Here is a 13,298-nt window from a genome sequence, read left to right as displayed (position 1 = left end):
GTGTCACCCACCCTGTTGGGGAGGCTCGGAGAGTCCTACTCCGCCCGCACGTTCAGGACATACCGGTCCTTTCCGACATCACATATTCTCCTGGCCCCACAGCGAGCAGTCGATCAGCCCGAACACCAGGAGGTTTGAGTGCAGTCGAACGAGCGCGGACCCAGACAGGCCATTGTCATTGGCGGCAGCATGGCGGGGCTCGTGAGCGCGAGGGTGCTCTCGGAGCATTTCGAGAAGGTCATCATCCTGGAGAGGGAGCAGCTGCCCGCGGGTCCGGAAGCGCGCAAGAGCGCGCCGCAGGGCCGCCACATCCACGCGCTGCTGGAGGCCGGGCTGACGGTCCTGGACGGCCTGTTCCCCGGCTTGGTGGAGGAGCTGGAGCGTGAGGGGGCGGACCTCGTCGATCTGGCCCGCGACGCCGCCTGGTTCCAGTCGGGCAGCTGGAAGGTCCGCTACGAGGGCGGTCCCCGGTCCGTCCTCGTCTCACGGCCCTTCCTGGAGTGGAAGGTGCGCGGCCGCGTCACCTCGCTGCCCAACGTCGAGGTGTGGCAGGGCTATGCGGTGGAGGAGCTGCTCACGGACGCCTCGCGCACGCGCGTCACCGGGGCCAAGGTGAAGGGGCCGGAGGGCGAGCGGCTGCTCGAGGGCGGGCTGGTGGTGGACACCAGCGGCCGGGGCTCGCGCGCCCCGCACTGGCTGGAGGCCCTGGGCTACGGCCGCCCGGAAGAAGAGCAGGTGGGCATCGACCTGGGGTACACGAGCCGCGTCTACGAGCGCCCCGCGGGCTTCGACGAGTGGAAGATCCTGGTGGTGAATGGCCGGGCGCCCGAGGCGCGGCGCTCGGGCTTCATCTCCAACGTGGAGGGCGGACGGTGGATCGTCAGCCTCAACGGGTACTTCGGAGACCACGCGCCCACCGACGACGCGGGCTTCCTGGAGTTCGCGCGCGGGCTGCCCGCGCCCCACCTCCATGAGTACATCCGCCACGCGAAGCCGCTGACCGAGCCCGTCTCGTACAAGATCGCGACGAGCCGCTGGATGCACTACGAGAAGATGGCGCGCTTCCCGGAGGGCTTCGTGCTGCTGGGGGACACCGTCTGCGCGCTCAACCCCGTCTTCGGCCAGGGCATGACGGTCGCCTGCCTGGGCGCGAAGCTGCTCGGGGAGCACGTGGCCCGCTCGCGCACCTCGCCCGGCGGAACCCCGGGGCTCTCGCGGGCCTTCCAGAAGGAGCTGAGCAAGATCGTCGGCCTGTGCTGGTTCCTGACCACCACCATGGACCTGGCCTACCCGGAGACCCGGGGCAAGCGGCCCTTCGGGCTCAAGGCCGTGCAGTGGTCCGTGCAGAACATGATCGACCTGACCTCGCTGGACGCGAAGGCCTGCCACGCCTTCTACGAGGTGCTGCACATGCGCAAGGGCATGGAGGGGCTGCTGCAGCCGGGGTTCGTCGCGGCGCTGATGGCCTACAACCTCAAGAGCCTCGTCGTCCCCCGGGAGCAGCGGGCCAACCTGACCACCCTGCCACCCCTGCCCGGGAGGAAGGCCCCCCCGGCGGAGCCTGGTGCGCGGGACGCCGCATAGCGTCACGCCCGCCTGCCTGGGCTCCGGCTCCCAGCGGCCATTTGGCGGACCGGGGAGGGAGTTGTAGAACTCCCTCCCGACACGGTCGTCCCCCATCTGGGAGCCCCCATTGAAGCCTGAAGCAGCCAAGTCCGAGGCGGCTCGGAACGTCGCCGTTGTGGCCGGTTCCGCCCCGAACGAAGTCCCCAAGACAGCGGAGTTCCAGCCGTACATCCCCGCCGAGCGCAGCGACGTCGCCGAGTTCACGCCCAAGGCCATCGGCATCGGCGTGCTCTTCGGCGTCATCTTCGGCGCCGCCACGGTGTACCTGGCGCTCAAGGCGGGCCTGACGGTCTCGGCCTCCATCCCCATCGCGGTGCTCGCCATCTCCCTGCTCAAGAAGCTGGGTGGCTCGACGATCCTCGAGAACAACGTCGTGCAGACGATCGGCTCGGCCGGCGAGTCCATCGCCGCGGGCGTGGTCTTCACCCTGCCCGGCTTCCTCTTCCTGAGCACCGATAGCAAGGGCTCGAGCTTCTTCGAGTACTGGACCATCTTCACCCTGGCGCTGCTGGGCGGCGTGCTGGGCACGCTGATGATGGTGCCGCTGCGCCGCTCGCTCATCGTGAAGGAGCACGGCAACCTGCCCTACCCCGAGGGCACGGCGTGCGCCTCGGTGCTCATCGCCGGTGAGAAGGGCGGAGACCTGGCGAAGATCGCCTTCCAGGGCGTGGGTTTCGCCTTCGTCTACGCGCTGCTGCAGAAGATCGTGAAGCTCATCGCCGAGACGCCCGCGCTGGTGACGGAGCAGAGGAACAAGTACTTCCCGTCCGCCACGCTCAACGGCGACATCACCCCCGAGTACCTGGGCGTGGGCTACATCGTCGGCCCGAAGATTGCCGGCGTGCTGGTGGCCGGTGGCGTGCTGGCGTGGCTGGGCATCATCCCGCTGCTGGCCTCGGTGGTGCCCGCGGACACCATCGCGAGCCAGCTGGTGAAGCTGGGCTACCTGACGAGCCTGACCACGGCGGGCGGCCCGGGCGGGTGGGATCCGGCGACGCACAGCTTCGCCAACACGGCGACGGCCATCTACCGCGCCTACGTGCGGCAGATCGGCGCGGGCGCGGTGGCGGCCGGCGGCTTCATCACCCTGCTCAAGACGCTGCCCACCATCGTCGCGGCCTTCAAGGAGAGCATCGCGTCCTTCAAGGAGGGCGCCGCGGGCGCCGCGCAGAAGCGCACCGAGCGCGACCTGCCCATCACCTTCGTGCTCTTCGGCAGCGTGGGCCTCATCCTGACGATGGCCGCCCTGCCCTTCCTGCCGGGCAGCATGTTCGGCCGGCTGATGCTGGGCGTCCTCATCGTGGTGTTCGGCTTCTTCTTCGTGACGGTGGCCTCGCGCATCGTCGGCATCATCGGCTCGTCGTCCAACCCCATCTCCGGCATGACGATCGCCACGCTGATGGCCACCTGCCTCATCTTCATCGGCATCGGCTGGACGGGTGACATGTACCAGCCCATGGCGCTGTGCGTGGGCGGCATGGTGTGCATCGCCGCGGCCAACGCGGGTGCCACGTCGCAGGACCTGAAGACGGGCTACCTGGTGGGCGCCACCCCGAGGGCGCAGCAGATCGGCCTCATGATTGGCGCGGTGGCCGCGGCCATCGTCATCGGGCTCACCATGAAGCTGCTGGACACGCCCACCGAGGCGCTGCGGGCGCAGGGCGTGCAGCACATGATCGGCACGGACGCGTTCCCCGCGCCGCAGGGCACGCTGATGGCCACGCTCATCAAGGGCCTGCTGTCCTTCAACCTCGACTGGCAGTTCGTGCTGGTGGGTGTTGCCCTGTCGGTGACGATGGAGCTGTGCGGCGTCAAGTCGCTGTCCTTCGCGGTGGGTGCCTACCTGCCGCTGTCCACCACCGCGCCCATCTTCGTGGGCGGCGCCATCAAGGGCCTGTCCGACTACATGGCCCAGCGCAAGGGCGAGCACGTGGAGGAGTCCGAGCTCGGGCCCGGCAACCTCTTCTCCACGGGCCTGGTGGCTGGCGGCGCGCTGGCCGGCGTCGTCGTCGCCATCCTCTCGGTGAACGAAGGCGTCAACGCCTTCATCTCCAAGCTGTCGGTGGAGAAGGCCCTGCACCACTCGGTGGGCACGAGCGGCTATGACCTGATCGGCGTGCTCGCCTTCGCCTTCATGGGCTTCGTGCTGTACCGCATCTCCCGCAGGCCCTCGCAGGCGTAGCCCCACAGAGGCCCCAGGCCTCGTACAGGTAGGCGTTTGGAACGCCCGGTGGGAGTCCTCCACCGGGCGTTTCGCGTTTCACGGCTGGACTCCAAATCCAACGGGGCTGTAGAATTCCAACCGTCTTTCAGCGAAAAGCTGAGAAGACAGGAGAGCCCCGAAGTCATGAACGCGATGCTCAGTCCCAGCACCTCCTCCTCGAACGTGCTGACCGAAGGAGTCTTCCAGGTGCAGCACCAGGCCCTCCTGCGCACCATCATCGACGGCATCTCCGAGGGGGTGGTGCTCGCGGACGCCTCGGGCCAGCTGCTCTACTTCAGCCCGTACGCCCACAAGCTGCTCGGCTCCGGCCCGACGGAGACGGCGCCCGAGAAGTGGAGCGAGCACTACGGCATCTTCTACGCGGACACCCGGACGCCGTGCCCCTCCGAGCGGCTCCCGCTCTACCGCGCCCTCCACGGAGAAGAGACCCCCGCGGAGGAGATGTTCGTCCGCAACGCCCAGCTCCCGGACGGTCAGCACGTCCATGCGAGCGCCCGGCCCATCCGTGACGAGCAGGGAAGGCTGCTGGGGGCCATGCTCACCCTGCGCAACACCCATGGTCAGCGTCAGGCCGAGGCCCTCCAGCGCCGCACCGAGCAGCAATTCCAGCTCATCGTGGAGGCCGCCCAGGAAGGCATCTGGACGATCGACGCCGACAATCGCACCACCTACGTCAACCGCTTCATGGCGGAGATGCTCGGCCACACGGTCGAGGAAGTGATGGGCAAACCCCTCCATGCGTTCATGGACGAGGAGAGCCGCGCCCTCGCCGACCGCAACATCGAGCAGCGGCGCCAGGGCGTCGCCGGTGTCCTGGACATCAAGCTGCTCCACAAGGAGGGCCGGCCCGTCTGGACGATGATGTCGTCCAACCCGCTGCACGACGAGCAGGGCCGCTACACCGGCGCGCTGGCCATGGTCACCGACATCACCCGGCGCCGCGCCGCAGAGGAGGAGGTGCGCCAGCTCAACGCGCAGCTGGAGCAGCGCATTGCCGAGCGCACCGCCCAGCTCGAGTACTCCAACCGCGAGCTGGAGGCCTTCGCCTACTCGGTGGCGCACGACCTGCGTGCCCCGCTGCGCTCCATCTCCAACTTCACCCAGGCGCTGGCCGAGGACTGCGGCGAGCAGCTGGACGGCATCGGCCACGACTACCTCGCGCGCATGCGCGCCGCGTCCCGGCGCATGTCCGAGCTCATCGACGGCATCCTCTCGCTCTCGCGCGTCAACCGCACCGGGTTCGTGGAGACGGAGGTGGACCTCTCCGCCATGGCCCGCTCCATCGCCGAGCAGCTCCAGCACGGCCAGCCCGAGCGCTCGGTGCGCTTCCTCATCCAGGACGGGCTGGTGGACCGGGGAGATGTCCATCTGCTGCGCAGCGTGCTGGAGAACCTGCTGGGCAACGCGTGGAAGTTCACCCGCGAGCGGCCCGAGGCGGAGATCGAGTTCGGCTGCACCCGGGCCGGGGACCGGCGCGTCTACTTCGTCCGGGACAACGGGGCCGGCTTCGACATGGCCTACCAGAACAAGCTCTTCGGCGTCTTCCAGCGCCTGCACACCCAACAGGAGTTCGAGGGCAACGGGGTGGGCCTGGCCACCGTGCAACGCATCCTCCGGCGCCACGGGGGCAGCGTGCGCGGCGAGGGCCGGGTCGGCCATGGCGCCACGTTCTCCTTCTGCCTGCACGATCCCACCCCTACCGCGCCGGAAGCCGATGCCGGCCCCGTCATCTGAGGAGAGAGTTCCATGTATGAGCTGAGCCAGCGTGTCGTCCTCCTCGTCGAGGACAACCCGGATGACGAGTTGATGACCCTCCGGGCGTTCCGCAAGAGCAACCTGCACAACCCGATCGTGGTGGTGCGCGATGGGGCCGAGGCGCTCGACTACCTCTTCATGCAGGGCCGGCACGCGGACCGGGACCCGTCCATCCGGCCCCAGGTGGTGCTGCTGGATTTGCACCTGCCGCGCATCGACGGCCTGGAGGTGCTGCGGCGCATCCGCGCCAACGAGCAGACGCGCACCCTGCCGGTGGTCATCCTCACCTCCTCCAAGGAGGAGCGCGACCTGGTGGAGGGCTACGAGCTGGGCGTCAACAGCTTCGTCCACAAGCCGGTGGACGTCACCGCCTTCTTCGAGGCGGTGCGGCAGCTGGGCATGTACTGGCTCGTCCTCAACGAGCTGCCCACCGCCCTCCCCTCCCGGAAGAGCGCGTAGGGGCCTGTCCACTGGGGCACGCTGCCCTTCCTCCCAGGGCAGAACTTTGCTGGCTGGAGAACGCTTGGCTGCCCGCCAGCATGAAGATGGAGCGGGCGCTCCTTATCTCTCGTCAGGCGCATCACGAACCCGCGTCAGGCGTCTCCATCAAGTGGATGGAGACGGGCCCATTCCGGGCCTCTGGGGAGGAGCCGATGAGCACAGCCCTGGTGAAACGAGCCTCGGTGCGCGCCGAGGAAGCGCGTGTCCTGGATGCACGGGAGCAGCGCAACAAGGCGCGTCAGGAGCTCGCCCGGAACATGTCCGGCCGCTCGATTGTCGAGCTCGCCCTGGACGTGCCCCGGGGGACCGCGTTCAACGAGGACTGCCAGCACCTCTTTCTCGCCGCGCTGCAACGGCTGGAGCGGGAGCTGGGCGTATCGCCCTCGGAGATGCTGGAGGACTCGGCGGGCTACTACGGCCTCTTCGTCACGCAGCTGCCCGCCCTGCTGGCGCGGCGCCGGGCCAGCCGCATCGAGGGCGAGGCCACGTGGGACCGCCAGCTGGGCATCGAGTGCTACGGCCTGGCGGGGAGCCTCGGCACCACGAGCAAGGTGCCCCGTGAGGTGGTGGGCTAGGTCGTAGGCTCGGCGGCCAGCACGCGCACCAGCGGCTCCAGCGCGGCGGAGAAGCGCTCCGGCGGGGGCAACAGGGACAGCACCAGGAAGGCCCCGCCGGTGAAGTCGTAGAAGTAGCCCGGCTGCACCCCCACGCCCTCGTCCAGCAGGGCCAGGCACGTGGCCTCCTCGCCGGGCTCGAGCGGAATGCGCAACACGGTGCTCCATCCCCCCTGGGCGGGCAGCACGTCCCAGCGGGCATCGCGCGGGCGGGCCTGGAGCAGCCGGCGCCGGTTCTCCTTCACCCGGGCCAGCAGGGCCTGCTGGAAGCGCGGCGCGTGGGCCAGCAGTCCGGGCAGGGCGAGCTGCACGGGCGTGTTCACCGGCAGGTACGTGTCCGCCACCAGCTCCAGGCGGGCCAGGGCCTCCTCCCGGAGGGGCTCGGGTCCGCCCACGTGCGTCCACCCCAACTTGAGGCCGGGCAGCCCCGCCACCTTGGACAGGCCGGAGAGGGAGAAGGTGAGCATGGGCAGCTCGCGCCCGGCCACCGTGGGCACCCGGCCCGGCGACGCGTCCCAGGCGAAGTCGGAGAACACCTCGTCGGAGAGGAGCGCCAACCCGGCCTCCGCGCACAGCCGCCCGAGGGCCTCCAGCTCGCCCTCGTGGAGGTAGTGGCCGGTGGGGTTGCCGGGATTCACCACCAGCACGGCCCGGGTGCGGGCATCCCGCGCCGCGGCCACCGCCTCCACGTCCAGGCCGAAGCCGTGCGCGCGCGGCAGCCGGTAGGGGCGCGCCTCCACGCCCTCCAGGCGCGTGAGGTACTCGAAGAGGGGGTAGCTGGGCGCGGGGACGAGGACGTTGTCCCCGGGCTCGCACAGCAGCTTGAAGAGCCAGCCGTAGGACTCGCTGGTGCTCGCCGAGAGGACGAGGTGTCCGGGCGAGACGTGGGCGCCGCGCGAGGCCAGGTGCGCGGCCACCGCCTCGCGGGCGGGGAGGAGCCCCTGCGGCTCGGGCTCGTAGGCGAGGGCCCCGGGAGTGGCCAGCAGGGCCGGCTCGGGCGCGGGCAGGCCCACGCGGGTGGGGTTGGTCTCGGTGAGATCCACCAGGGGGAGTCCGCGCTGGCAGCGCTCGGCGAGCGCCCGGGCCAGGGGATTCCAGGTGCGGGGGAAACCGGTGCGGGCGGAGAAGCCGCTCACAGCCCCGTCTGTAGCATCGCGGAGGCGACGAGGCGGATCAGCTCGCGGCGCACTTCCTTGCGGCAGTGCTCGACGGCCTTGGGGTGAGGCGACGGCAGCGAGTCGGCGCGCGAGCGGATGGCGGTACGGACCACGAGCTCGACCTTGGCCGGCTCGATGTGGAAGAGCCGCTGACCATCCTTCTGGAGGAAGTAGGAGATACCGCGCGCATCGAGCAACTTGGAGAGGTAGCGCCTGGCATCGGCGAGGAGCGAGAGGTCGATGATGTCCGCCATTCGCGTTGCGTTCTCGCGCAGATCGAAACATGCGTCCATTTCGCGGCCGTGCAACACGAAAACTTGCACTCGCACGCGCGTTTGGATCGCCGCGGAGGCCGATTTACCGGCCTCGCGCGCGTTTGGCCACGAGTGGCGCGAGTGCCTTGCGGAATGCAGCGTGGCGCCGGCGCGGGTCCTCCAGGTAGGGAACTGGACCGAGGACCTGGATGTGATGGCGCTCGGCGATGAGGGCCGGGTTGTCGCGCTCAGAGGGATCGCGGGAAGGAGTGCTGCGGGAGAGGAGCACGGCCGCGACAGGGATGTTGCGCGCGGCGAGGGCCTCGAGGGACAGGGCGGTGTGGTTGAGCGTGCCCAGGCCCGCGCGGGCGACGAGCAGGACGGGAAGCCCGAGGGTGGCGATGAGGTCGATGACGTCGTGGGAGGAGTCGAGGGGGACGAAGAGACCACCGGCGCCCTCGACGACGACGGGCCCATGGCGCACCCGCTCCCAGGCGGCGAGGGTCTTGTTCCAATCCGGCTCGCGGCCGAGGCGGCGTGCGGCGATGCCGGGAGCCAGGGGCGCGCGGAAGCGGTGGGGGCAGACGATGTCGAGGGGCAGCTCACTCCGGGCGGCCTCGCGCAGGGAGAGCGCGTCGGAGGGGGCGGAGAGGGAGGGACACCCGCTCTCGTAGGGCTTGAAGCCCTGGGGAGACAGCCCGGCATCGGCGAGCAGGGACAGCAGGGCCCGTGAAACCTGCGTCTTGCCCACCCCGGTATCGGTGCCCGTGACGAAGAACCGTGGCCATTTCCCCTCGGAGCGCGGCCATTTCCCCTCGCCCTCCGGGAGAGGGACGGGGTGAGGGTATCGAGAACCTCGGGTTGCCACACGACCTCCCACTTGGAAATTCAGAGTCCCAGCGAGCGCAACCCCTGCAGAGCCAGGTCCACATGGCCCTCGGTATGGGCGGCGGAGAGACAGAAGCGAAGCCGGCTGGTGCCGTCGGGGACGGTGGGAGGGCGGATGGCCTTCACCAGCAACCCCTTGGCGCGCAGGGCCCGGGCGGCGGAGATGGCGAGCGCGGGCTCGCCGAGGATGACGGGGAAGATGGCGCTGCGGGGCTCGGCGGCGAAGCCGAGCGAGCGCAGGCCCTGGGAGAAGCGGCGGATGTTGCGCCACAGGCGGGCGCGCAGGGTGTCATCGTGCTCGACGATGTCCACGGCGGCCCCGGCGGCGGCGCACAGGGCGGCGGGCAGCGCCGTCGAGAAGACGAGGGGCCGGGCACGGTTGAGGACGAGCTCCACCACGGGGCGGGAGGCGCAGATGTACGCGCCCAGGCCGCCGAGGGCCTTGCTCAAGGTGCCCATGCGCACGTCGACGGCCTCGCAGAGCCCCAGCTCCTCGCACAGCCCGGCGCCGCGGGAGCCCAGCACGCCGGTGGCATGGGCCTCGTCCACGAGGAGCGCGGCCCCATGGGTCCGGCAGACGGCGACGAGCTCCCGCAGGGGCGCATGGTCCCCGTCCATGGAGAACACGGTGTCGGTGACGACGAGCCGCCTGCGGGCGGGAGTGGAGGCGAGGGCCCGGTCGAGCGCCTCGACGTCGGCATGCGGGTAGACGACGGTGCGGGCGCGGGAGAGGCGGCAGCCGTCGATGAGGGAGGCGTGGTTGAGGGCGTCGGAGAAGACGGCGTCCTCGGGGCCGACGAGGGCCTGCAGGGTGCCGACGTTGGCGGCGTAGCCCGAGTTGAAGAGGAGCGCGGCCTCGGCCTGCTCGAAGGCGGCGAGGCGGGCCTCCAGCTTCTGGTGGGCGGTGGTGTCGCCCACGACGAGCCGGCTGGCACCGGAGCCGAGGCCATGGGTCTCCAGGGCGGCGATGGCGGCAGCGCGCACGGAGGGCGAGGCGGCGAGGCCCAGGTAGTCGTTGGAGGAGAAGTTGACGAGCGTCTCGCCGCCCACGCGGACGAGGGGGCCCTGGGGGGAGTCGAGCGGCTCGAGGAAGCGCTTGAGGCCGCGGGAGGACAGGGAGTCCATGTCCGCCCGGGCCCACGCCGTGGCCACCATGGCCCCAGTGCCCACGGGAACCCCACTCCCCTCTCCCTCCGGGAGAGGGACGGGGTGAGGGTTTCGCGAATCCCGGGTCATTACCGCGACGTATCCGGCGCCAGGGGGCGGATGCCGGCCTTCTCGAGGAGGGCCATGTCCTGGGTGTACTCGGGGTTGCCAGTGGTGAGGAGCTTCTCGCCGAAGAAGAGCGAGTTGGCGCCGGCGAGCATGCACAGCAACTGGGCCTCCTCGTTCATCTGCATGCGGCCGGCGGACAGGCGCACCATGGCCAGGGGCATGAGGATGCGGGCGGTGGCGATGGTGCGGACCATCTCCACGGACTGCACGGGCTTCTGGTCCTGCAGCGGCGTGCCCTTCACCGGGACGAGCGCGTTGATGGGAACGGACTCGGGGTGGACCTCCTGGTTGGCGAGCGTGAGCAGGAGCTTGCAGCGGTCGTCCACGGACTCGCCCATGCCGATGATGCCGCCGGAGCACACGGAGATGCCGGCCTGGCGCACGCGCTCGAGCGTCTCGAGCCGATCCTGGTAGGTGCGGGTGGAGATGATGTCCGCGTACTTCTCCTCGGAGGTGTCGAGGTTGTGGTTGTAGGCGGAGAGGCCGGCGTCCTTGAGGCGCTTCGCCTGGCTCTCGGTGAGCATGCCGAGCGTGGCGCACGCCTCCATGCCGAGCGACTTCACGCCGCGGACCATCTCCAGGACGTTGTCGAACTGGGGCCCGTCCTTCACCTCGCGCCAGGCGGCGCCCATGCAGAAGCGGGTGGCACCGGCGGCGCGGGCCTGGGAGGCGGCCTGCAGCACGGCGGGCACGGACATGAGCTTCTCGGCCTGCAGGCCGGTGTCCTTGTGGTAGCGCGCCGCCTGGGGGCAGTAGCCGCAGTCCTCGGAGCAGCCGCCCGTCTTGATGGACAAGAGCGAGCACAGCTGCACCTTGTTGTCCTGGAAGACGGCGCGGTGCACGCTCTGCGCCTTGTGGATGAGCTCCAGCAGGGGCAGCTCGTAGAGGGCGCGGACCTCGGGGAGCGTCCAGTCATGGCGGACGACGACACCCGGAGGCGGAGCGGCGAAGTGGGCGTGACCGTGGAAATCGTGGGCGGGGGAGTCGGACATGGGCTCCTCGGGGGGTGTGGAGCGCGCACGGTGCGTGGACGGACCGCCCTTGTCAACCACGCAGCGCGCCCGGGTTGACGACCCCGGTCCACCCCCCGAGGAACAGGGACCCGGCGGAGGGAGCACGGCCCGCGTGCCCCTCCCCTACCAGGTCCCCGGCATCAGGCGTGGATGCGACGGCCCCGGCCCGCCATTCCCACCAGGAGTAGGACCACGATGGACCCGAGTACCGACATGATGAGACCCGTGGCATGCAGGTCCGTCACGGCACGGTGCGTGAAGAGCGAGCCGATGAAGCCGCCCACGAACGAGCCCACGACACCCAGCACCATCGTCATCACCAGACCCATGTTCTGACGGCCCGGAACGAGAGCACGCGCGATCAGACCCGCCACCAGACCCACGACCAGCAACCAGAGGATGCCCATCTTCGTTCTCCCTTTCAGTGGGGTACCGCGACGTGCGGCCCCGATTGGGAAGAAACGTGGTGAGCCCTGCCCCAAGGCACAACTTGACGGGGTGGCCCAGGAGGGACCCCCATGCCTGGCCGCTCGCTCTCCAGACGACCCCTGAGAGGGGGTGGGCGGGCGGACCGGAAAGGGAGGGGAAACGTGGGTGCCGTGCGATAGACAAGGGGTTCCATGGCGAAGGCAAAGACGCACTACACGTGTCAGGCGTGCGGGTACCAGTCGGCGAAGTGGTTGGGGAAGTGCCCCGACTGCGGCGCGTGGAGCTCGCTGGTGGAGGAGACCGAGGCGAAGGCGGACGAGAAGCGCCCGGCGTGGGGGGCCTCGGGCGGGGCGTCCAAGCCGGTGCGGCTGCGCGAGGTGAGCGGCGAGCAGGAGGAGCGCCGGAAGACGGGCATCGCCGAGTTCGACCGGGTGCTGGGAGGCGGGGTGGTGGACGGCTCGCTGGTGCTGCTGGGAGGAGACCCGGGCATTGGCAAGTCCACGCTGCTCCTAGCGGCGCTGGACAGGCTGGGGCGCGGGAGCCCGGTGCTGTACGTGTCGGGCGAGGAGTCGCTGCGACAGACGAAGATGAGGGCCGAGCGGCTGCGGGTAGAGGGCGAGAACATCCACCTGTTCGCGGAGACGGACGCGGACCGGGTGCTGTCGGTGGCCGAGGGCCTCAAGCCGCGAGCGCTGGTGGTGGACTCCATCCAGACGATGTACCTGCCGGAGCTGGGCAGCGCGCCGGGGAGCATCTCGCAGGTGCGCGAGGTGGCGGGACGCTTCATGGCCTTCGCCAAGCGCAGCGGGGTGCCGACGTTCCTGGTGGGGCACGTGACGAAGGAGGGCTCCATCGCGGGCCCGCGCGTGCTGGAGCACATGGTGGACACCGTCCTCTACTTCGAGGGCGAGCGCGGCCACCCGTTCCGGATTCTGCGGGCGCACAAGAACCGCTTCGGCTCGACGAACGAGATTGGCGTCTTCGAGATGAAGGGGGCGGGGCTGGTGGAGGTGCCGGACCCGTCGGCGCTCTTCCTGGCGGAGCGGCCGGCGGGCAAGGCGGGCAGCGTGGTGACGTGCACGCTGAATGGGACGAGGCCGCTGCTGGTGGAGGTGCAGGCGCTGGTGGCGCCCACGGGCTACGGCACGGCGCGGCGCACGGCGATTGGCGTGGACGGCAACCGCGTGGCGCTCTTGGCGGCGGTGCTGGAGAAGAAGGAGGACATTCCGCTGGTGGGGTGTGACCTCTTCGTGAACGTGGCGGGAGGCATGCAGCTGTCGGAGCCGGCGTGCGACCTGGCGGTGTGCGCGGCGCTGGTGAGCAGCCTGCAGAACCGGCCGCTGGAGGCGCACACGCTGGTGTTGGGCGAGGTGGGCCTGGCGGGCGAGGTGCGTGCGGTGGGCCAGGTGGAGCCTCGGTTGGCGGAGGCGGCGAAGATGGGCTTCAAGCGCGCCATCATCCCCAAGGGGAGCGCGAAGCGGCTGGAGGGCACGAAGCTGGAGGTGGTGGGCGTCGAGACGCTCTCCGAGGCCCTGGGGTCGATGTTCGACTGAGGGTGCCTC

General features: G+C 70.1%; 11 protein-coding genes and 1 pseudogene. 6 read left to right on the top strand and 6 right to left on the bottom strand.

The features are described 5' to 3' along the window. Positions 1 to 138 precede the first annotated feature (138 nt). The 5 genes from NR798_RS09180 to NR798_RS09160 all read left to right on the top strand — a co-directional run bounded on the left by NR798_RS09180 (position 139) and on the right by NR798_RS09160 (position 6,681). Complete coding sequence (locus tag NR798_RS09180; RefSeq protein WP_375771060.1) at positions 139 to 1,584, top strand: NAD(P)/FAD-dependent oxidoreductase; 1,446 nt, start codon at positions 139 to 141, stop codon at positions 1,582 to 1,584. A 109-nt stretch (positions 1,585 to 1,693) separates the two neighbouring features. Then, the gene (locus NR798_RS09175; protein WP_375771059.1) at positions 1,694 to 3,808 is read left to right on the top strand and encodes an OPT family oligopeptide transporter; all 2,115 of its coding nucleotides are present in this window, start codon (positions 1,694 to 1,696) and stop codon (positions 3,806 to 3,808) included. Positions 3,809 to 3,973: 165 nt separating this feature from the next. Next, on the top strand, positions 3,974 to 5,584 hold the full coding sequence (locus NR798_RS09170; RefSeq protein ID WP_375771058.1) for a PAS domain S-box protein: 1,611 nt from the start codon (positions 3,974 to 3,976) through the stop codon (positions 5,582 to 5,584). Between the two features lie 12 nt (positions 5,585 to 5,596). Continuing rightward, entirely contained in the window at positions 5,597 to 6,064 is a 468-nt protein-coding gene (locus NR798_RS09165; RefSeq protein WP_375771057.1) for a response regulator, read from the top strand. A gap of 194 nt (positions 6,065 to 6,258) precedes the next feature. After that, positions 6,259 to 6,681 carry a citrate lyase holo-[acyl-carrier protein] synthase gene (locus NR798_RS09160; RefSeq protein WP_375771056.1) on the top strand — a complete coding sequence of 141 codons (423 nt, stop codon included), beginning with the start codon at positions 6,259 to 6,261 and terminating at the stop codon, positions 6,679 to 6,681. Here NR798_RS09160 and NR798_RS09155 read toward each other — a convergent pair. The 6 genes and pseudogenes from NR798_RS09155 to NR798_RS09130 form a co-directional block, all read right to left on the bottom strand. Next, on the bottom strand, positions 6,678 to 7,856 hold the full coding sequence (locus NR798_RS09155) for a pyridoxal phosphate-dependent aminotransferase (RefSeq protein WP_375771055.1): 1,179 nt from the start codon (positions 7,854 to 7,856) through the stop codon (positions 6,678 to 6,680). The two genes, NR798_RS09160 and NR798_RS09155, sit on opposite strands and share 4 nt — an antisense overlap. Next, a complete protein-coding gene (locus NR798_RS09150; protein WP_375771054.1) occupies positions 7,853 to 8,131 on the bottom strand; it encodes a hypothetical protein in 279 nt (92 codons plus the stop codon). The genes NR798_RS09155 and NR798_RS09150 overlap by 4 nt, the downstream gene beginning before the upstream one ends. 103 nt (positions 8,132 to 8,234) lie before the next feature. Next, positions 8,235 to 8,906: pseudogene (gene bioD / locus NR798_RS09145) on the bottom strand (dethiobiotin synthase); the annotation flags it as partial. A gap of 113 nt (positions 8,907 to 9,019) precedes the next feature. Beyond that, a complete protein-coding gene (bioF, locus tag NR798_RS09140) occupies positions 9,020 to 10,174 on the bottom strand; it encodes an 8-amino-7-oxononanoate synthase (RefSeq protein ID WP_375773742.1) in 1,155 nt (384 codons plus the stop codon). Between the two features lie 80 nt (positions 10,175 to 10,254). After that, positions 10,255 to 11,286 carry a biotin synthase BioB gene (gene bioB, locus NR798_RS09135; RefSeq protein WP_375771053.1) on the bottom strand — a complete coding sequence of 344 codons (1,032 nt, stop codon included), beginning with the start codon at positions 11,284 to 11,286 and terminating at the stop codon, positions 10,255 to 10,257. Positions 11,287 to 11,447: 161 nt separating this feature from the next. Beyond that, positions 11,448 to 11,714, bottom strand: a complete 267-nt coding sequence (locus NR798_RS09130) for a GlsB/YeaQ/YmgE family stress response membrane protein (RefSeq protein ID WP_375771052.1) — start codon at positions 11,712 to 11,714, stop codon at positions 11,448 to 11,450. A gap of 213 nt (positions 11,715 to 11,927) precedes the next feature. Here NR798_RS09130 and radA point away from each other — a divergent pair, with 213 nt between their 5' ends. After that, a complete protein-coding gene (gene radA / locus NR798_RS09125) occupies positions 11,928 to 13,289 on the top strand; it encodes a DNA repair protein RadA (RefSeq protein ID WP_375771051.1) in 1,362 nt (453 codons plus the stop codon). Positions 13,290 to 13,298 lie beyond the last annotated feature (9 nt).

The organism is Archangium gephyra, assembly GCF_042230915.1.
Lineage (GTDB): Bacteria > Myxococcota > Myxococcia > Myxococcales > Myxococcaceae > Archangium > Archangium gephyra_B.
Note: the sequence above shows the minus strand (reverse complement) of the source record. Positions and strands in the feature narration are given on the sequence as shown.

Coding starts and splice junctions, on each gene's coding strand:
- NR798_RS09170 (WP_375771058.1), top strand. CDS start 3,974: ATGAACGCGATGCTCAGTCCCAGCACCTCCTCCTCGAACGTGCTGACC.
- NR798_RS09165 (WP_375771057.1), top strand. CDS start 5,597: ATGTATGAGCTGAGCCAGCGTGTCGTCCTCCTCGTCGAGGACAACCCG.
- NR798_RS09160 (WP_375771056.1), top strand. CDS start 6,259: ATGAGCACAGCCCTGGTGAAACGAGCCTCGGTGCGCGCCGAGGAAGCG.
- NR798_RS09150 (WP_375771054.1), bottom strand. CDS start 8,131: ATGGCGGACATCATCGACCTCTCGCTCCTCGCCGATGCCAGGCGCTAC.
- bioF (WP_375773742.1), bottom strand. CDS start 10,174: ATGGTGGCCACGGCGTGGGCCCGGGCGGACATGGACTCCCTGTCCTCC.
- bioB (WP_375771053.1), bottom strand. CDS start 11,286: ATGTCCGACTCCCCCGCCCACGATTTCCACGGTCACGCCCACTTCGCC.
- NR798_RS09130 (WP_375771052.1), bottom strand. CDS start 11,714: ATGGGCATCCTCTGGTTGCTGGTCGTGGGTCTGGTGGCGGGTCTGATC.
- radA (WP_375771051.1), top strand. CDS start 11,928: ATGGCGAAGGCAAAGACGCACTACACGTGTCAGGCGTGCGGGTACCAG.